Below are 18,752 nucleotides of genomic sequence, written 5' to 3' on the forward strand. Positions count from 1 at the left end.
TTATTCCTGACCTGTGACTTGATAAATTTCTTCTAGTGTAGTGATGCCTTTTTCCACTAATAAAACACCGGATGAAAGTAAAGTGTCTTTTCTTTGGGTCATAATGGTTTTTTGCACATTTTTAGGATTCTGTTCTGATAATATTTGTTGGATGTCATAAGTTATTTCTAAAAATTCATAAATAGCCGTTCGGCCATAATAACCGGAGAAACAATGCTCACAACCAACTGCCAGCCATTGCTTAATAGATAGAGAATTATTTTCAATATTAATAACGGTTTCTTCTGTTTGTTGCTTGCGGCAATGAAGACATAATTTTCTGACAAGTCGTTGGGCGATAATTAATTTGATACAAGAAGCAGCCATATAACCTGAAATACCCAGATTTTGTAGGCGAGATAATGTATCTATGGTTGAATTAGTATGCAATGTAGAAAGAACCAGATGACCTGTTTGTGCCGCTTTTACTGAAATCTCGGCTGTTTCGCTATCACGTATTTCTCCCACCATAATGACATCAGGATCTTGTCGTAACAGTGCCCGTAATACTTTGGCAAAATTGAGCTCGATTTTGCTATTAGTTTGTGTCTGATTAATGCCGTTCAGTGGGATCTCGACGGGATCTTCTACACTGCAAATATTCTTTTTATTCTGATTCAGATATTGTAAACAGCTATATAAAGTTACGGTTTTCCCGCTACCTGTCGGGCCAGTCACTAAAATCATTCCTTGTGGTAATGCCAGTTTTTGTCGGAGCTGATTTAGCAATGGGTCAGGAATACCTAATTGATCTAGCGACAGTTGCTGCATTGTATTTAATATTCTAAGCACAACTTTTTCTCCGTGTATGGTTGGCAAAGTCGCCATACGGATAGCATAGTTGTGTCGGGTGTCAGGCCAATCAAATTGCCCATCTTGAGGTAACCGTTTTTCGGCAATATTCAATTTTGCCATTATTTTAAGACGTGCGGCAATGCTTGCATTCATTTGATGAGATGGCGAAGACAAGAGGTGTAATGCGCCATCAACCCGAATACGGATACGATAACCCTGTTGGAATGGTTCAAAATGAATATCGGATGCACGCCGTTGAATTGCAGTTAATAAAGTTTGATTAATTAGTTGAATGACAGGGGCATCATTTTCATCTGTATTGATATCAGTTGTAAGTGGTAATAGAGAGGATTCTTCCTCTGGTACATGACTCAGTGAAATATTTTGATGTAATACTGATTCGATCCTTGCCAGTGGCCAAATTTCTACATTAACAATACATCCGGAAATAAAGCGTAATGCTGATAATAAATCATCATTAGGTAATTCGTTGCTGGCAATTGTTATCGTATTATCATCTTTTTTTATCACAACAGATTGGTGGCGTTGACAAATATCATAAATTTCTCTTTCCATCAATGTGTTTTCTGCTGTTGAAAGTGAGTTCATTGTTGCTTCCTGTATAAATATATATTGATAAGAGTAATGAATTAAAATTCAAATATTTCCTGACAACGGCTCTTTAATGAACTGTTTGCTGATTCACATTTAATACTCCATTTAATTACACCTGTTTGTGTATTTAGTATCGGCTTTAATATAACACTGAGGTTTTTAAGACTCTGTTTCCCGTTAATGGTGACTTCCCCATTTTTAACTGAGATGTTTTCGATATATCTGCTGTTATGTTCTTTGGGAATTGACATTGCTCCTGCATTGCAACCATTGAAATCTTCAATTTCAAAACTGCAAAGTTCTATACCTGATTTATAAGGTACAATATTTTGTAGTATATCTGTTAAAGCGGCTTTCTGGATATATCCTTGATAACTAGGAATACCAATAGCACTTAAGATGGAAATGATAGCAATGGCAACCATGATCTCCATTAAAGTAAATCCTTGTTGTTTCATATTCTTTCTCCGTGTTGTGGTATTGCGATATAGATAATGAAGGAAAGAGAAAGAAATGAAACAGGATGTATGAGGGTTATGGAATTGACTCGAAAAAAGATTTATTAGTTGCAAGGTTTGCAAAAATATTTATGGTGGTGTTCGCAAATTTGCTAGCTATCAATTGTTGATTTACACCACCATCAATATCATTATTGCTAATTACTGAAAGCGCATGGAGAGATCTAATGCTCTAATATGTTTAGTGAGTGCTCCAACAGAAATAAAGTCGATGCCTGTTTCAGCATAGCTGCGCAGAGTATCCAGAGTGATATTACCGGATACTTCTAAAGTGACTTTACCTGATGCGATAGCGACGGCTTCTTTCATCATTGGAATAGTAAAATTATCTAACATAATAATATCAACATGAGCTTTTAGTGCCAGAATGAGTTCATCTAGAGTTTCTACTTCGATTTCAACAAGGACATTAGGGTGAGAATAACGAGCTTTATCTACTGCCTGTTTAATAGAGCCATTGGCAATAATATGGTTTTCTTTGATAAGGAAAGCGTCGAATAATCCAAGGCGGTGATTATTACCTCCACCGCAAAGTACGGCATATTTTAGGGCTGTGCGTAATCCGGGTAGCGTTTTGCGCGTATCAAGTAATTGGGTTTTTAGACCGGCAAGATGGTGGACATAACGACTGACTTCCGTTGCAACACCAGAGAGAGTTTGAATAAAGTTAAGGGCGGTGCGTTCACCGGTCAGTAATATCTGAGCTGGGCCTCGTAATATGCAAAGTTTTTGGTTGGCTGTAATCGCATCACTATCTTTGACTAACCATTCAATGGAGATTTGGTTGCCTAATTGAGTAAAAACTTCATTCAGCCATTGCTGTCCACAGAAAATGCCATCTTCCCGAGTGATAATTACTGCGGTGGCTTGTTTATCTGCTGGAATTAATTGGCCGGTAATATCAGAAGTGAAACTTGTGTTTCCGCCCAAATCTTCTTTTAGTGCGAGGGTTACATTGGCAGGAATATCGTTCTGTAAGTGCGCCATCAGAACAGTACGGCGTTGCTCTGGATTATAATTTTGTTTTGTCATTAAAAAGCTCCAGGGGTGATAACAATATTAATGGTCTTAACATGCTACCCTGTTGTGTAGTGAACAACTACTATCTTGGTTTTGTCGTCTAGATTTAATATGAAGGCTTTGTTGTACTACACAATGATTTTTATAGGTAGACCCGGATATAAACGAGAGCATATCACTGGCTATAATGATGTTGTTCTGGGAAGAAAAATTGATCTGGGACTTTATTTCGATTGGACACATTATCAGCAATTGTTGCAGGAGCAGAAAGAATGACTCTCTTTATACTGTTGTTAGTGTTGGCGTGGGAACGAGTTTTTAAAATGGGTGACCATTGGCAATTGGAGCACCGTCTTGGGCCACTGTTTGCCGATATAAAATCCTTTTCGTTATGGAAAAGTCTTTTAATGACGTTAGCCGTCATGGTGATTACATGGTTAATGATTGAAATATTAAATGATTTTATGTTCGGGATTCTTGAGCTGATTTTATGGGTGCTGATTTGTTTGCTGTGCATTGGAGCAGGGCACTTACGGAATGATTATCGTGAATATTTTCGTACTGTTCATCAAGATAACAGGGAACAACAGAGAAAATATCTTACGCGTCTCGCAATTATTCATGGCTTACCTTCTGATGCCAACAAAGAGAATATGTTGCGAGAGATGCAAAATGCGCTGCTATGGATAAATTTTCGCTATTATCTGGCGCCGATTTTTTGGTTGATTGTAGCGGGTAAATTAGGTCCGGTTGCTTTGATGGGATATGGTTTTTTGAGGGCTTATCAGGGATGGTTAGCGCAGTATGGTACACCGGTTCAGCGAGCGCAATCTGGCGTTGATAGCTTGTTGCATTGGTTGGACTGGATTCCTGCTCGTCTGGCTGGCGTTGCCTATGCTTTATTAGGGCATGGCGAACGAGCTTTACCGGCGTGGGTTGCTTCTCTTAGTGATTTAAGAACTTCACAATATAAAGTGCTTTGTCAGCTTGCTCAGTTTTCATTAAGTCGCGAGCCCCATATTGATTCAATTCAAACGCCTGTTGCAGCGGTGATATTGGCGAAAAAGGTGACTTTTTCTATCATTGTCGTCGTTGCTTTACTGACGATTTATGGGGCATTGGTTTGATTCGTTGGCTTAATGACTCTGACTAGTTTGGGTTTTATGAATTTAATCATCCTGTCTATGGAATTGTTTGATTTTCCCTTAGCGATCAGCGCGGGTTTGTGCAGCGCCTATTGGCGCTGCAACAATATCAACAACACAATAGCAACAATTAAGCCGACGGTGCGACGAAATTAACATCCGACCACACGGAAATCACCGCGACAGCCCGGGCTAGCCCGCCGGCGCCGTCGGTCTTCAACAGAATTGGCACCACAGACAGTTGCGTTGAAGCGGTATAACTATCGTCCCCGACCTTAACGTATCTCGCGTTCTCCCCTGACCCTCGGTGCCCGGTACTGAGTGATAAGGGGTTATTGGCAGAATCGAAGAACGCGAAGGCGACCTGATCTATTGACGAGGCCAGCGCATTCGGTTTGCCCGGCACGAAGGGTCCATCGATCCGATAGAGCAGGTGTGAATTTTGGAATACCTCGTCATCGCCGGAACAGGTGCTGTTTATCCCGATCTGTCTGGCCGGCGCCAGTGGGTCTCCCGCCTGTTTACCGGCTCTTTTCACCGTGCCCCAATCCACCGATGACGGTGTCAGGACAACCGCACAGGTGGACGGCTTTTTAACGGGTGAAAGGGTAACCGTGGTCCACAGGGGTTTCAGCAGGCCGTTAAAACCCGATATGGCTGCCGGAGTCCAGCCGACTGCGCCCACGGACAGGGAACTGCCTCCCTTCGCATTGAAATTGCCGTCACTGTCCGGGTAAATCGCCCCGGTCACCGTCCGGACACTGATATCAACCAGACCGTTGGCATCCGGGATGCAGGGAATGTTAACGCCCGCATTCCCCTCTGCCAGATTGACTGAGCGATAAGTACCGGATGAGCCGTGTGTCTGGCAAGAGAAGGCAGATTGCCTGATATCAACCATAAAGTCGCCGGCCCGTCCTACCCGGACGCTACCCGGTGACGACGAAGAGATTAATGGGCGCGTTCCCGATGCGACGGTGTAGGCCATAAACTGTGTTCCAGTCGGAACACGACAGGTTGTCGACCAGTCAAGGGGACCGCTGGTGGTATAACCCACTATCTCATCTGGTGAATAATTACGCTTATCTTTGTTGTTCGGCATCATGGCATAGCCGGTGACGGTGACATTGCTCACCTGACTCACCAGTTCAGCTTCGCAGTCCTGATAAGTCTCTGCCGCCTGGAGCGGCAACGCGGTCAGTAAAAAAAACAGTGATACCCCCAGACCCATGAGGGCTGGAACGGGGTTCTCTGCATGACCGTTCCACAAACGTTCAGTGTTTAACATTCTTCTTCTCTCCAAATGACTTATCTGTTCAAATCGCGTGTTTAACTTCCGGGGATAACCTCACTTTGGCGGTCCCCCGGAGGCAAAAGCGCCCCCGGTGATGTCTCACCGGGCCCTCATATCATGGCGCCCATATGACGGTAACGCTTACAGACACGCGGCATCGGCCTGTACCAGTTGTCCGGGGGTCTCGGACGGCACCTGATAACGGGTGGTGCATTGCTGTGTGGCCCCGTTTCCCCATTTGACTTTCACGCGACCGGCAGAAGGCATGCCGCTCAGATAAACCCGGCCGTTATCGCCGACAATGCCGCCGCCGGCCTGAGGGGCATTCCCTGCCAGCGTGGCGGTGGCACCAAAGGGCACGGGTTTGCCATGATGTGTCAGCGTCAGCAGCAACTGGCTGCCTGAGCGAACCTGATAATTGGCCAGTGTCACGGCCCCTTTGGTCGGATAAACGTTCTTGCTGGTCTGGTCAATATCAACCCCGTCCGGCAGGGTGGACGGATCCAGATTGATGGTGTTTTTGTGGTAGACCGATCCGCCCGGCAGTACGGCGTAGCCACGCCAGTCGGTCTGCACGTTGCCGTTACTGACCGTCACCCCTTTTGCGCCGGGCGCGCGGACCAACACCGCTTCATCACCCAGTGAGCGTGATAGCGTCATGCCGTAAGGATGGATCAGCAGGGCGCCGGAAGTTCCGTAGGTGAAATGATGGCTATTGGCGCTGTCGTTGTAGCCCAGATTCACACTGCCCTGGCTGCCCTGATAACCCAGAGACAAAGACCGGCTGTTTTGCTGGCCGCTGTGTCCCCAGCCTTGCTGGAGGTTATAATTCAGGCGGTTATCCCATAACATGCCGCTGATGCCGGTCTGTTGAGTGGTATGACCCTGCGAGTCGCGTGAGGCCGTATAGCGGGTGTAAACGCCCTGTAACGCCGACGATGATCCAAAAAGACTGAGCGGGATCTGCATATTAAATGACAGCTGGCGGTTCTCCGGCCAGTGGCCCTCGCCTTTTATACGCGAAACGTTATAACTCAGGTTATAGCTGATCCCCATCAGCATGGCGTTGTAACCCAGACTCAGATTGTTGTCGGTACGGCCATTCCAGTAATCGTTGCGCGTCCCGGAGGCATAAAGACTGCCCCAGCGTCCCAGTGTCTGACGCAGATTTACCTGCCAGGTGCTTTGACGTCGGTCAAGCGCCCACGGTACCTGATATTCATTCAGGCTGTACCCCATGCTGTTAACATCACTGAAACTGTAGTAATGCTGAGTGGAATAACGGTAGGCGGCCAGATCAATGCTGGTGCCGGTACTGATCAGGTTCTTAGCGTATTTCACCCGATAAGATTGGCCCTGTTGCTGGTTATCTTCCTGACCCTTAATCCCTTGCAACCGGGCGCGGGCAAACGTCACATCCGCAGACAGGGCACCAAATGTCCCCAGTGACACGCCTGAGCCTAATACCCCCGACTGGTAGTTGCCTGCGGCCAGCCCGCCGCCGTACAGGGTGATATTGTGTGGCAAACCATAAACCAGTGTGCCCAGCGCAAATACCGGGGAACGGCTGCCATCGGTGAGGTTGCCGCCGTGATATTGACCGGTCGTCAATTCATATTTAATGCCGCCGGGCCGTTGCATCACCGGCACAGACGAAGACGCGAGGGTGGAGACCCGGGTACTGCCATCGGCCTCTTTGATGGTGACCGTCAGGTCGCCTGCACCCCCGGTGGTGTACAGATCGTTAAGACGAAACGGCCCCGGCGCTACCGTGGTTTGATAGACGGTATAGCCATTCTGGGAGACGGTCACCTGGGCATTGGAGTTCGCCACCCCGGTTATCTCCGGGGCAAAACCGCGCTGACTGTCAGGCAACATGGCCTCCTCAGAAGCCAGTTTCATGCCCCGCAACGGGATACTGTCAAAAATGTCCCCACCAGTATAGGTTTCACCGGCGGTGAGCTCACCGCGCAGTGACTGGATATCCCGTTGCAGGTAGGTATTACTCACCTGCCATTGGGTCTGTGCCGGCGTGGAAAAACCGGTGGACCCCTCGTTACGCTGACGGTTGTAACTGTAAGTTTGCGTACTGCGCAGACGCCACGGCCCCAGATTCAACCCATTACGAAAAGAGGCGAACAGGTTGCGGGAGCGTGATCCGCTGCCAGTTCCCTGACTGTCATAACGCCCTTCCGAACCGTTGACGGTGTAGTTCATCAAAAAGGCCGGAATGCCGTTATCCCACAGGGACGGATCGACCCTCCCGGAATGATGAGGCTGCATGGCGATCTGAGGGACACTCAGATCCAGACGCAAACGGGCGAAATCCAGGGTTGAACGGGCATGCGGGATCTGTTTCGTCAGATCCGTGATGGCGCTGTCGTTCGCTTTTCCCTGAAAAGCCGGTAATCCGCGGACATTGACGCCATATTCTTCGAGCTGCGCGACCGTTAATATCGGTTGCAGATGGCCGTTGACCAGCCTAAATTCAATCTCGCGGTTATCCACTTTATGCTGATTTAGGTAGATATCCACCAGATAGCGTCCCGGCGCGACATACCCGGCGTTTTCATACGCCGAGAGATCGACATGACTGCGTTCACCGTCAGCCCCCATCAGGAATGCCGGATTAAAGTATTCCCGCGCGGAGGCGGGCAGAGCGGTTGCCGTCAGTGAACACAGTAGACACAGGTATACCGGACGGGGCCGGAAACGGCCCGGCTGATCGGACGCACGCTGGTTACCCGCCCGCAGTGCAGACGGAAATAAAATGTTTATTGCCATAGCTCATCTCTGCTTCTAATTAAGCTTATGCTGTTAATCTTGAGGTCACTTTGCCGGTACCCCGTCCGCAGATGCGGCGGGTTATAACGGGACGTGGCGATCCTGACTGTCACCGGGAAAACGCCAGACCAGCGGCCCCTGTTCCCCGGCGGTAAATGAATAGGTTTGTATGCCTTTCGGGGGCACCATCGCCTGACGGGAGGGGTCATCTGCCTGCCGGCTGCCGACTTTCAGGACCGAAAAGGTCAGAAAGTAGGGCGTGGGGTTGTCCACCCGCAACTGCGTTCCCTGAAGGGAGAATTTCACCTGTTTAGCCACCGTGGCGTTATCCCGGGCGGGGACGCCCTGAGGACGATAAAACAGCCGGATGTTCATCTGTAAGGCGACCTGCACCTGCGAATGCTTGCCGGTTTGGCGCTCCGGTGCGCCTGTATCCGGTACGGCGACACCCGGGATAGCCCGCAGCGAGACCACAAAGGCGGATTCCCGATCCGGCGGTAATTTCTCCCCCAGCTGGCGAATACGGAATGAAAATTTCCCGCCGGCTTCGACTCGCTTTAACGGCGGCAGGACAACAAAAGGGGGAACTTGCCCGGTTTTGGTGTCAAAACGACCGGTGTTCGGGTCCATCGGGCTGACAAATCCCTGGACCAGATAGCCTTGTTCGGTGTGATTCGTCATGCTGAGCGTCACGCCGCCTGGGCTATCTTTAGCCACATACGATAACTGCATCGGGGAGAACGATAACCCCTGATTCTCCGCCGCCTGCGCCTTTAACAGGCCCCCTAGCAGCAGGGCGAAACAGAAAGGGTAAATCATTGATCCCCCGCAGGCTCGCCCCTGCCCGTGACTGACTCTCTTCATTTTCCACCTCTGGGTAAAACAAGGGCGGATTTAACGCGCCACTTTGGCGGTAAACAGGTTTGAAGCCCCGCCGTAATCATTAATCATCGACCAGCTCACCGATTTTTTGCCTTCCTGTCCGACATAGGTCACACAATCCTGCGGCGCTATCATGGCGGGATAGCGGTTCAGATCGAGTGCTTGTCCGTCCAGCATGAGGCTGTCCAGTGACAGGAAATACGGCGTGGGATTGCACGCCTTAATGCCATCGGGTTGCGACTGAAAGCGAAGCTGCCCATACGCCTCATCTGGCGACATCGGCAGGCCATGCGGCCGCCAGAAAAACTTGATCCGCATCCCCACGCTCATCGACATCTGATCCCGAACCGGCTCATCCGTCACCGGCTGAGTCGCGGGGATGGCGTTCATCTGCACATACCTGAGCGATTCCCGATCCACCGGAAAAGGGGGCCGGTTAAACGTGGGCAAGATACGCAGGCTGTTCTGACTGTTGGCCTCCAGCCTGAACAGTGGCGGCGTCACCACAAATGCCGGGGCGGCGTTATCCTGATCTTCCGTTATCCTGGCCTGTACCAGCCACGCCTGCGGGGTGGTATTGACCACCGTCAGTGTCTGCGCCCGTTCCCCCTGGGTAAAAATCACCCGGGTTTTATTCAGGCTGAGACCGGCTGCCTGACAGGGTTCTGTGCCGGTCATGCCTAACCCCAGCCAGAATAGTAGTGCCCGACCTGTTTCCACAATGCCTCCTGAAACCGGTTACCTGAGCGGTACTCAGTGATAGTCAAATTGAAATTGAATGTATGCGGTCAGTTTACCGGGGGTCGCTGTGCCGGATTCATGCCGCATGTCCATCTGGAAGGTGATTTGACTGTCTTTGGCGGCGTTACCCGGTGAGGCCAAATCCACATAATCGCCATTTTTCAGGTAGTCCCCCAATTTGCCTGCCGGTGGTTGATAGCGCAGGCCAAAGCCCACATTGCCCGCCACCGTGGAGGTTTTATCCCGAAACAACGTCGGGTCGCCTTCTGACGTGGAACCGGCTATTTTAATGGCCGGGGTGCGGCCCGCGCGGGCTGACCCGGCACAGCCTGACAACGCCAGCGTAATGGGTTTGCTGCCTTCCGCATTAATATGTTTTCTACTGCGCTGTACTTCCATGAGCGGTACGGATGGGAACTCCACAAGGGATGATGTCTGTACATTAAGCTCACAGGTTGGCTGCTCCAGTGTCAGCGCCAGCGTCAGTTCTGCCGTGTTGGGGCTCGCTCCCCCGGACAGGGGGGCGGTACAGAGCAGACCGGCCAGGGTTGTCCGTCTGATAAGGGGCCACGGTTTTAACATTACGGTATCTCCCCCTGATAGGATGATTCTCCGCCGAGGTCATTAATCACCGTCCAGCTGACTTTGGTTGGGTAATGCGTCCCCTTGAGCGGTAAAGCCAGAGCAGAGAACGGCGAGACCATGTTCTCTTTCTGTTGCTTCGTCATCAGCTCCTGCCCGCCCACTTTCAGGGAGATGAAGGTGATGTAATAGGGTGACGGATTGGTGACCGTTATCCCTGCGGCTGTCGGTTTGAAGCGCAGTGAACCAAATCCTTGCTCCGGCAAACCCGGCAATCCTGACGGGCGATACATCAGCTTAATCGTGTGGGCCAGAGCAAACTGGATCCCGCCGGAGACACTCTGCCGGGAATGTTTATCGGATTCGGCGCTTAACGGGATGGCTTTCGCAGTAAACCAGAACAGGGATTCCCGGTCGGCAGGCAAGGTCTTACCGGTTTTAATGATACGCACCTGATTCTGGCTGCCGGGCTCCATACGAAACAAGGGCGGGGTTACCAGAAACGGCGCGGATTTCTTCTGCGCAGGATCGGCACTGACCGCCACCTGCATCAGATAGACGGCCTCCTGACTGCTGTTGCGTAGTGAAGCAGTGGCGGCATGGTGGTCCGCCGGGTAGATAATGCGGGTGGCATCAATACTCACCCCTCCCGCTTTCGCGGCAGTGACCGCGCCGCTTAACAGACCGGCCACCATCATTGCTGTCATTAATCTTTTCACTGAGTCACCTGAATGTGTCTGGTTTGGTGTTGAGTCAGTAAGAATTGGACCTCCCTGTCCAATCCCACGGCTATGTGTTCCTGATGCCTAACGGCGTTGATTCGGTATAAATTTGATTACTTACTAACAAGTGTAAAAGTCAGAGGGGCGTTCACTGTAGCAGCTCCCACAGCATCCTTATCCTTAGCAACCAGCCCCACCTTAAGTACTAGCGGTTTAAGAGCTGCGTCAGCAGTATTTGCATTGACAAAATCAAGGCCATTTCCGTTTTCTACAAATTTATCTGCGTTTTTTATACCTACTGCTACGCCGTCTTTCAGGCCAAAGTATTTATTGCTGTCGACGTTGCTCCCAGAAATCTTCAACTGAGCACCAGCTGCATATTGATTGCTGGTATTAAATTGATCACCGCTACAGCTAGTTAGTGAAACCGTTAAATCCTGTGGTTTGACTAATTCGTCATTAGTAACGAAATCGGTCTTGTTAGCTTGGCCCAAGTTGAGAGTGTCGGTAATCTTCTTACCATTGGCCTCAAGATTTAGTACACAAGTTGACGCTGCCACTTTACCTGTCACGGTCACCTGACTGCTAGCAAGGTCCACAGCATGTGCCATACCCATTCCCATGCTCAGGAGCACTGCGGCTAATACGCTGGTTTTCAAAATTTGCTTTTTCATTTCATCTATTCCTTATCTACATCTATTTACATACATTTTGCCTAAAACAACATCACGACAGATTAAACAGACAGGCCGCCAACGCGGTGCGTTTACTAGTCATTTAGAGTTATTTTGTTTGGTTATTAACTAGATGAAATATTTATATAAAAATATTCACGCCAAGAAATGACTTGTGACTTATATCGTTTAGTTTGAGAGCCTTAGCCCTTAGCATCAGGAAATGAATATCGAATTGCTCAAAAAAAAGCCTAAAAACGATTCGTAATATTCATAATTTAAGAAATAATTTCCTTTTGAAATCAAAAAAATAAGTAATTTTTTACAAAATAATACAAAAAATCTCTTTTAAGTGATGAAATTTTCCGTATACTGCCCCGGCGGTTGAAGATAACCGAACAAAATAACTCTAAATGTTCGGTTTTTTATCCTGTGTCAGAAACTGGCTTCCACTGAAAGCGCCATCACAACCTTAAGCAACTTTTTCTTCGCGTTCCGTCTATTCCTATCATTGCCCAAAAACCAAGACTTCCAGATTCACAAAAGAAATACATTAACTATTTTTATGAATTTTTTGGTATTGAGCGAGCATATTGAGCTTTGAAAGGGCTTCCTGTGCAAACGGCACTGTTAACCTTCATGACAAAATATCGCTGTGGCGGATAAATTGCTTTGGGAGGAATAACTACTTTTTTCTTTTTCTATCAATAAATTAATGACAGTTTTCAATGATTATCGCTATGATTTATCGATTACCCTGAATCATATTCTGTCTATTTAGTGATAAAAAATTATTGTAATACGATAACTTTTAAAGTACTTTAGCGAAAGTTTAGTTGAACATGTATATGGAATGACACAATGTGTGGTAAACAGGAGTTTGTAACGAATCCCAGAATCAAGCTACTCAGCTTTCTGGCTATTATTATTGCTGCTGTTATGGTAATTGGTGATATGGGGTTCCATATTGTTTCTTGGTCGTTATGGCATGATACCACTCGTCAAGCTGTTCTTCAGGCATATAGCGATCTGATGCCCGCATTAATTGCAAAAGGATTTAAGCAATCTTTATTAAGTGAGGTGCTTTATATCTCGCTGGATACGATACCTCTAATCATATCAACTGTTTCTTATGTATTAATCGGAATTTTGTTTTTCCGGCTTGCTAAAGGTGAAATATGGAGTAACCGTAATATTTCCGCTTCATGTATTATTGGTTTCCTGATGATTCTGGAACAACTGCTTTACCCTGTGATTAATACATTACAAGGAATGGCGTTATCTGTGGATTTAGTAAAAGGACAGCGGGTATTTAGTTTCTCGTTTGGTGTTAATTCAGAATCTCTGTTTATTATTATGTTTGGTGTATTCCTTTTGATATTTAGCTTAATTATGCGTGAATCTAAGAAGATCAGCGATGAGCAACGTTATTTTATCTGAGAATCATCATGAGTATTATAATAAGATTGGATGTGATCTTAGCGAAAAGGAAAGTAAAGTCTAAAGAATTAGCAGCCATTATTGGCATTACTGAGCAAAATTTATCATTGCTGAAAAATGGCAAAATAAAAGGTATCCGTATTGAGACGCTGGAAAAAATTTGTAAACATTTGCAGTGTCAACCTGGAGATATATTAGAATATGTGGAAGATGGAGAGGATAGCCGTTAATACAACAAATAAAGTCACTGTATGTCTTTTGGTATCTTATAAGATGGAACTTTATATTCATTAGCCAGTTTTAAATGCATGAAAATATTAATTATTTCATGTTTTTTATCTAGCCTGTTACTCTTTGGTGTTAATGGATTACCAATAAAGCAGGTTTTTCCTAGCGATAAGAATATATATTTCTCTCTGGGGGGATATTGTTCTGATATTCCGTGGAATGCCAGAAAGATAAAATGCATATGTAGATATTACTTACTCGAACGTAAGAAATGATCTCTCTTTTTATATGGTTTTTCATTTAAGTTAAATTTTTATAATATATACAGCAAGTTAAGGATATTAGGAATGAATAAATTTCTCATTGCTTTGTTATCAATATTTATGGTTACAGGATGTTCTATGCCACAGTTAAGTGATGCTTATATTTCAACCTGTGGTTATCTTGAATGTAATGTCAAAGATATAATTTCGGGTGAAGAAGTCAAAGTCAATACCACGCATCCTATGCCTGATTTTGATAAAAACATATCAATCCAAGACAGACAAATTATACAATCTGGTGGAAGGCCATCTTTTGAAAAAGAGAGTTACCGTATTAGGGGGACTTTTAAATTCTAATTTAATTTCCCTGATTATTTTCTTTAGTTTTATTTGAGGCATTTTTTTATGAATTCCATAAAAAAAATCACCATTATTCCTTTAATTATATTATTTACTTTATTAACCGGTTGTACATCGTGGGAAAAACTAGGAGCAACTCAGTATGAAAGAGACAGGGATTATGCTGAATGTAAAGCCCTTGGTTATTCTCAATTACCATCTGACTGGACCAGAGAAGTTGTTCATTCTTTCGAGACAAAACGTTTTTCCTGTAAAGATAAAGACGAGGACGATGATAAATCCTGTAATCATTACATTACTTTGCCAAAAACAGAGGTTAAGCGTTGGGATAAAAATGAATCTTCAAGGCGTTGGATAATTTCATCCTGTATGTATAAAAAAGGGTGGCATGAAGAGACGCGCTATTGGTTTTAATATATACCCGTTATCTTTCAAGCTGCCTCTTTGTTGGCTGCACTCACTCACCCCGGTCACATAGTTCTCTATGCTCCCGGGGATTCGCTCCCTTGCCGTCGCGATGCAACTCGAAATCTATTAGGTATAGTCTATTTTTCCCATCAGCAGGAGTTATGTGGAGCTGTTGCTGGTGGTTCCTCACATATTTGTCATTATTCCTTTTTGATAGCTAGTTTTAGCCCCTCGGTTTTATTGATTTGAGCTACATTTATAATCTAATGGAATCGTCGTTGTGTTTAAAGTCAATAAGTAATGATTTGGTACCTATACTTTTTAAATAAATACTCAACTATTTCCTTGCTGTAACGATTCATTATGTCTATTTATACGTTTCAAAAGGTTAGGTTAAAATATCATTCTAGAGGATTTATTAGCCTATTAGTTATCAATTTTTGCTAATTTTTAAAAAAAATTGTTAAAATTTGCAGGTTTTTATGATTTAGCTCAAGGTCTTTATGGACAGCTGGTGAATACTTTGTTACTTTTATGGCCCTGTAATTTAAATTGGTATTACCAATTGACTCCGGCACGGACCGAAGCAATGTTTATCCATTAACTGGCTTACAGTAAATATGGCTTATAGCAAAATCCGCCAACCAAAATTATCAGATGTTATTGAGCAGCGTCTCGAGCATCTCATCCTTGAAGGATCTTTACGTCCAGGGGAGAAATTGCCGCCTGAACGTGAGTTGGCGAAACAGTTTGATGTGTCACGCCCTTCACTGCGCGAAGCTATTCAACGGTTAGAATCCAAAGGTTTTCTCTTTCGCCGTCAGGGTGGGGGAACATTTGTCCAGAGTAACTTATGGCAAAGTTTCAGTGATCCATTGGCGCAACTGCTGGCTGGTCATCCAGAATCTCAGTTTGACCTCCTTGAAACCCGCCATGCTTTGGAAGGTGTTGCTGCCTATTACGCGGCACTGCGTGGAACTGACGAAGATTTTGAACGCATTCGGCAATATCACCTTGTTATTCAACAAGCTCAGGAAAGCGGTGATGTCAATGCTGAATCCGAGGCGGTTTTGCAATATCAGCTCGTCGTTACCGAAGCAGCACATAATGTGGTTCTCCTTCATTTATTACGCTGTATGGCACCCATGCTGGAACAAAATATCCGGCAGAATTTTGAGTTTTTGTATACTCGCCGGGAAATGCTGACGGCTGTCAGCGATCATCGGGCGAAGATTTTTGAAGCGATAATGGCGAGGCAACCAGAGAAAGCCCGCGAGGCATCCCATCGCCATTTAGCTTTTATTGAAGATGTCTTATTGGATCTCAGCCGCGAGCATACTCGCCGCGAGCGATCACTACGACGTCTTCAACAGCATCAGGAATAGAATTAGCTGTGTAGATCTTGAAGTTTGCTGCGTCTGCACAGCTAAGTTGAGTCCCTTTACTGAGGGCGCTAGCGGCAACAACAGTGAGGGCCTATCTTCCAGTCATGACCGGCTGAACGTCAAAGGGTATGACGGGAAGGTAGGCTCCAAAACAATCATTAGAAACAGATAACAGATAAGGAATACACCATGTCAGACATTTTGAAAAATGACGTGGATCCGATCGAAACTCGCGACTGGTTACAGGCGATCGAATCGGTCATCCGTGAAGAGGGTGTTGATCGTGCCCAGTTCTTGATTGATCAGGTACTGAACGAAGCACGTAAAGGTGGCGTGAATGTTGCGGCCGGTGCTGCTAATCGCGATTATATCAATACCATTGCTGTTGAGGATGAGCCTGCTTACCCTGGCAATCTGGATTTGGAGCGCCGTATTCGCTCTACTATTCGTTGGAATGCTGTGATGACCGTGTTACGGGCATCCAAAAAAGATCTGGAATTAGGCGGTCACATGGCTTCATTCCAGTCTTCAGCAGCCATGTATGAAGTTTGTTTCAACCATTTCTTCCGTGCCCGTAATGAAAATGACGGCGGTGACTTGGTTTATTTCCAAGGTCACATCTCTCCAGGTGTCTACGCTCGTGCTTTCCTTGAAGGCCGCTTAACTGAAGAGCAGATGAATAATTTCCGTCAGGAAATTCATGGCAACGGTCTCTCTTCTTATCCGCATCCAAAATTGATGCCTGAATTCTGGCAGTTCCCAACTGTTTCAATGGGATTGGGGCCAATCGGGGCTATTTATCAGGCTAAATTCCTGAAATATCTGGAACACCGTGGTCTGAAAGATACATCTAAGCAGACTGTTTATGCCTTCCTGGGTGACGGTGAAATGGATGAGCCAGAATCCAAAGGTGCGATCACTATTGCAACCCGCGAGAAGCTGGATAATTTGGTATTTGTTATCAACTGTAACCTGCAACGTCTGGATGGTCCAGTTACGGGTAATGGCAAAATCGTTAATGAGCTGGAAGGCATTTTTGATGGCGCAGGCTGGCAGGTGATTAAAGTGCTTTGGGGCGATCGTTGGGATGAACTGTTGCGTAAAGATACCAGCGGTAAATTGATCCAACTGATGAACGAAACGCTGGACGGTGATTACCAGACGTTCAAATCCAAAGATGGCGCTTATGTGCGTCAGCATTTCTTTGGCCGTTACCCAGAGACCGCTGAATTAGTCAAAGATATGACTGATGACCAGATTTGGGCGCTGAACCGCGGTGGTCATGATCCTAAGAAAGTCTTTGCTGCTTTGAAAAAAGCGCAGGAAACTACCGGCAAACCAACGGTTATCCTGGCTCAGACTATTAAAGGTTACGGTATGGGTGATACGGCTGAAGGTAAAAACATCGCTCATCAGGTTAAGAAGATGAACATGGAAGGCGTTCGCCATTTCCGTGATCGTTTCAATGTGCCTGTGGCTGATGACCAACTCGAAAATCTGCCTTATGTGACTTTTGATAAAGACTCTGAAGAGTACAAATATTTGCATGAGCGTCGTGCCGCGTTGGGTGGCTATCTGCCAAGCCGTCGTACTCATTTTGAAGAGAAGCTGGAACTGCCGACGCTGGAAGATTTTGGTGCGTTGTTGGAAGAACAAAGCAAAGAAATTTCTACCACTATCGCTTTCGTTCGTGCCTTGAACGTGATGTTGAAGAACAAGTCAATCAAAGATCGTCTGGTTCCAATCATTGCTGATGAAGCGCGTACTTTTGGTATGGAAGGTCTGTTCCGTCAGATCGGCATCTACAGTCCTAACGGCCAGCAGTATACTCCGCAGGACCGTGAGCAGGTGGCTTACTATAAAGAAGACGCCAAAGGCCAGATTCTGCAAGAAGGCATCAATGAACTGGGCGCCGGTTCATCATGGCTGGCGGCGGCAACGTCTTACAGCACCAATAATCTGCCAATGATTCCGTTCTACATCTACTACTCTATGTTTGGATTCCAACGTATTGGCGACATGTGCTGGGCAGCAGGTGATCAACAGGCTCGTGGCTTCCTGATTGGTGGTACTTCTGGTCGTACAACCTTGAATGGTGAAGGTCTGCAACACGAAGATGGACACAGCCACATTCAGTCTCTGACTATCCCTAACTGCATCTCTTACGATCCGGCCTTTGCTTATGAAGTGGCTGTGATTATGCATGATGGTTTAGAGCGTATGTATGGTGAGAAACAAGAGAACATTTACTACTACATCACCACGCTGAACGAAAATTACCACATGCCAGCGATGCCACAAGGTGCAGAAGAAGGTATCCGTAAAGGTATCTACAAACTGGAAAGCTTGGAAGGTAGCAAAGGTAAAGTTCAGTTGTTAGGTTCTGGTTCTATTCTGCGTCATGTTCGTGAAGCAGCACAGATTCTGGCTAACGATTATGGTGTGGGTTCTGATGTGTACAGCGTGACTTCATTCACTGAACTGGCTCGTGATGGTCAGGATTGTGAACGTTGGAACATGTTGCACCCAACAGAAACGCCACGCGTATCTTATGTTGCTCAGATCATGAATGAAGCACCGGCAGTGGCTTCTACTGACTATATGAAGCTGTTCGCAGAACAGATTCGTAACTTCATCCCTGCAAGCGAATTCCGCGTATTGGGCACTGACGGTTTCGGTCGTTCCGATAGCCGTGAAAACCTGCGTCATCACTTTGAAGTTGATGCTTCTTACGTGGTAGTTGCTGCTTTGGGTGAATTAGCTAAGCGCGGCGAAATCGACGTGAATGTTGTGGAAGAAGCGATTAAAAAATACAACATTAACCCAGAAAAAGTTAACCCGCGTCTGGCATAAGAGG

The 18,752-nt window shown here is 46.3% G+C and carries 17 protein-coding genes; 7 read left to right on the plus strand and 10 right to left on the minus strand.

Annotated features, from left to right (window positions below):
- From gspE to nadC, 3 genes are all read right to left on the minus strand, one after another.
- On the minus strand, nucleotides 1-1,443 hold the full coding sequence (gene gspE / locus KZ793_RS07640) for a type II secretion system protein GspE (protein WP_225814812.1): 1,443 nt from the start codon (nucleotides 1,441-1,443) through the stop codon (nucleotides 1-3).
- A 41-nt stretch (nucleotides 1,444-1,484) separates the two neighbouring features.
- Nucleotides 1,485-1,907, minus strand: a complete 423-nt coding sequence (gene ppdD / locus KZ793_RS07645; protein ID WP_225814813.1) for a prepilin peptidase-dependent pilin — start codon at nucleotides 1,905-1,907, stop codon at nucleotides 1,485-1,487.
- Between the two features lie 201 nt (nucleotides 1,908-2,108).
- Nucleotides 2,109-2,999, minus strand: coding sequence for a carboxylating nicotinate-nucleotide diphosphorylase (gene nadC / locus KZ793_RS07650; protein ID WP_225814814.1), 891 nt, complete (start codon nucleotides 2,997-2,999; stop codon nucleotides 2,109-2,111).
- A gap of 260 nt (nucleotides 3,000-3,259) precedes the next feature.
- On the opposite strand from nadC, the gene ampE reads away from it, so the two are divergent.
- Nucleotides 3,260-4,114 carry a beta-lactamase regulator AmpE gene (gene ampE, locus KZ793_RS07655; RefSeq protein WP_225814815.1) on the plus strand — a complete coding sequence of 285 codons (855 nt, stop codon included), beginning with the start codon at nucleotides 3,260-3,262 and terminating at the stop codon, nucleotides 4,112-4,114.
- A gap of 148 nt (nucleotides 4,115-4,262) precedes the next feature.
- On the opposite strand, the gene KZ793_RS07660 is transcribed toward ampE, so the two are convergent.
- The 7 genes from KZ793_RS07660 to KZ793_RS07690 form a co-directional block, all read right to left on the minus strand.
- A complete protein-coding gene (locus KZ793_RS07660; protein WP_225814816.1) occupies nucleotides 4,263-5,420 on the minus strand; it encodes a DUF1120 domain-containing protein in 1,158 nt (385 codons plus the stop codon).
- Between the two features lie 147 nt (nucleotides 5,421-5,567).
- On the minus strand, nucleotides 5,568-8,210 hold the full coding sequence (locus KZ793_RS07665; protein WP_225814817.1) for a fimbria/pilus outer membrane usher protein: 2,643 nt from the start codon (nucleotides 8,208-8,210) through the stop codon (nucleotides 5,568-5,570).
- A gap of 81 nt (nucleotides 8,211-8,291) precedes the next feature.
- Nucleotides 8,292-9,029, minus strand: a complete 738-nt coding sequence (locus KZ793_RS07670) for a fimbrial biogenesis chaperone (RefSeq protein ID WP_225814818.1) — start codon at nucleotides 9,027-9,029, stop codon at nucleotides 8,292-8,294.
- 75 nt (nucleotides 9,030-9,104) lie between these two features.
- Nucleotides 9,105-9,770: a fimbrial biogenesis chaperone gene (locus tag KZ793_RS07675; RefSeq protein ID WP_225814819.1), complete on the minus strand. Its 666-nt coding sequence runs from the start codon at nucleotides 9,768-9,770 to the stop codon at nucleotides 9,105-9,107.
- Between the two features lie 75 nt (nucleotides 9,771-9,845).
- Nucleotides 9,846-10,415 (minus strand): fimbrial protein, encoded by a 570-nt coding sequence (locus tag KZ793_RS07680; RefSeq protein WP_225814820.1) that lies wholly within the window; start codon nucleotides 10,413-10,415, stop codon nucleotides 9,846-9,848.
- Entirely contained in the window at nucleotides 10,415-11,134 is a 720-nt protein-coding gene (locus KZ793_RS07685) for a fimbrial biogenesis chaperone (protein ID WP_225814821.1), read from the minus strand. Before KZ793_RS07685 ends, KZ793_RS07680 begins: the two co-directional genes overlap by 1 nt.
- 116 nt (nucleotides 11,135-11,250) lie before the next feature.
- Nucleotides 11,251-11,811 carry a fimbrial protein gene (locus tag KZ793_RS07690; RefSeq protein ID WP_225814822.1) on the minus strand — a complete coding sequence of 187 codons (561 nt, stop codon included), beginning with the start codon at nucleotides 11,809-11,811 and terminating at the stop codon, nucleotides 11,251-11,253.
- A gap of 861 nt (nucleotides 11,812-12,672) precedes the next feature.
- Between KZ793_RS07690 and KZ793_RS07695 the strand changes: the two genes are divergently transcribed.
- The 6 genes from KZ793_RS07695 to aceE all read left to right on the plus strand — a co-directional run bounded on the left by KZ793_RS07695 (nucleotide 12,673) and on the right by aceE (nucleotide 18,748).
- A complete protein-coding gene (locus KZ793_RS07695; RefSeq protein ID WP_225814823.1) occupies nucleotides 12,673-13,251 on the plus strand; it encodes a hypothetical protein in 579 nt (192 codons plus the stop codon).
- An 8-nt stretch (nucleotides 13,252-13,259) separates the two neighbouring features.
- Complete coding sequence (locus KZ793_RS07700; RefSeq protein ID WP_049582365.1) at nucleotides 13,260-13,481, plus strand: helix-turn-helix domain-containing protein; 222 nt, start codon at nucleotides 13,260-13,262, stop codon at nucleotides 13,479-13,481.
- Nucleotides 13,482-13,826: 345 nt separating this feature from the next.
- The gene (locus KZ793_RS07705) at nucleotides 13,827-14,099 is read left to right on the plus strand and encodes a lipoprotein (protein ID WP_225814824.1); all 273 of its coding nucleotides are present in this window, start codon (nucleotides 13,827-13,829) and stop codon (nucleotides 14,097-14,099) included.
- A 48-nt stretch (nucleotides 14,100-14,147) separates the two neighbouring features.
- Entirely contained in the window at nucleotides 14,148-14,516 is a 369-nt protein-coding gene (locus KZ793_RS07710; protein ID WP_225814825.1) for a hypothetical protein, read from the plus strand.
- A 614-nt stretch (nucleotides 14,517-15,130) separates the two neighbouring features.
- Nucleotides 15,131-15,895, plus strand: a complete 765-nt coding sequence (gene pdhR, locus KZ793_RS07715) for a pyruvate dehydrogenase complex transcriptional repressor PdhR (RefSeq protein ID WP_118984932.1) — start codon at nucleotides 15,131-15,133, stop codon at nucleotides 15,893-15,895.
- 189 nt (nucleotides 15,896-16,084) lie between these two features.
- Nucleotides 16,085-18,748 carry a pyruvate dehydrogenase (acetyl-transferring), homodimeric type gene (gene aceE / locus KZ793_RS07720; RefSeq protein ID WP_225814826.1) on the plus strand — a complete coding sequence of 888 codons (2,664 nt, stop codon included), beginning with the start codon at nucleotides 16,085-16,087 and terminating at the stop codon, nucleotides 18,746-18,748.
- Nucleotides 18,749-18,752 lie beyond the last annotated feature (4 nt).

The sequence above is a fragment of the Photorhabdus antumapuensis genome, assembly GCF_020387775.1.
Taxonomy (GTDB): domain Bacteria; phylum Pseudomonadota; class Gammaproteobacteria; order Enterobacterales; family Enterobacteriaceae; genus Photorhabdus; species Photorhabdus antumapuensis.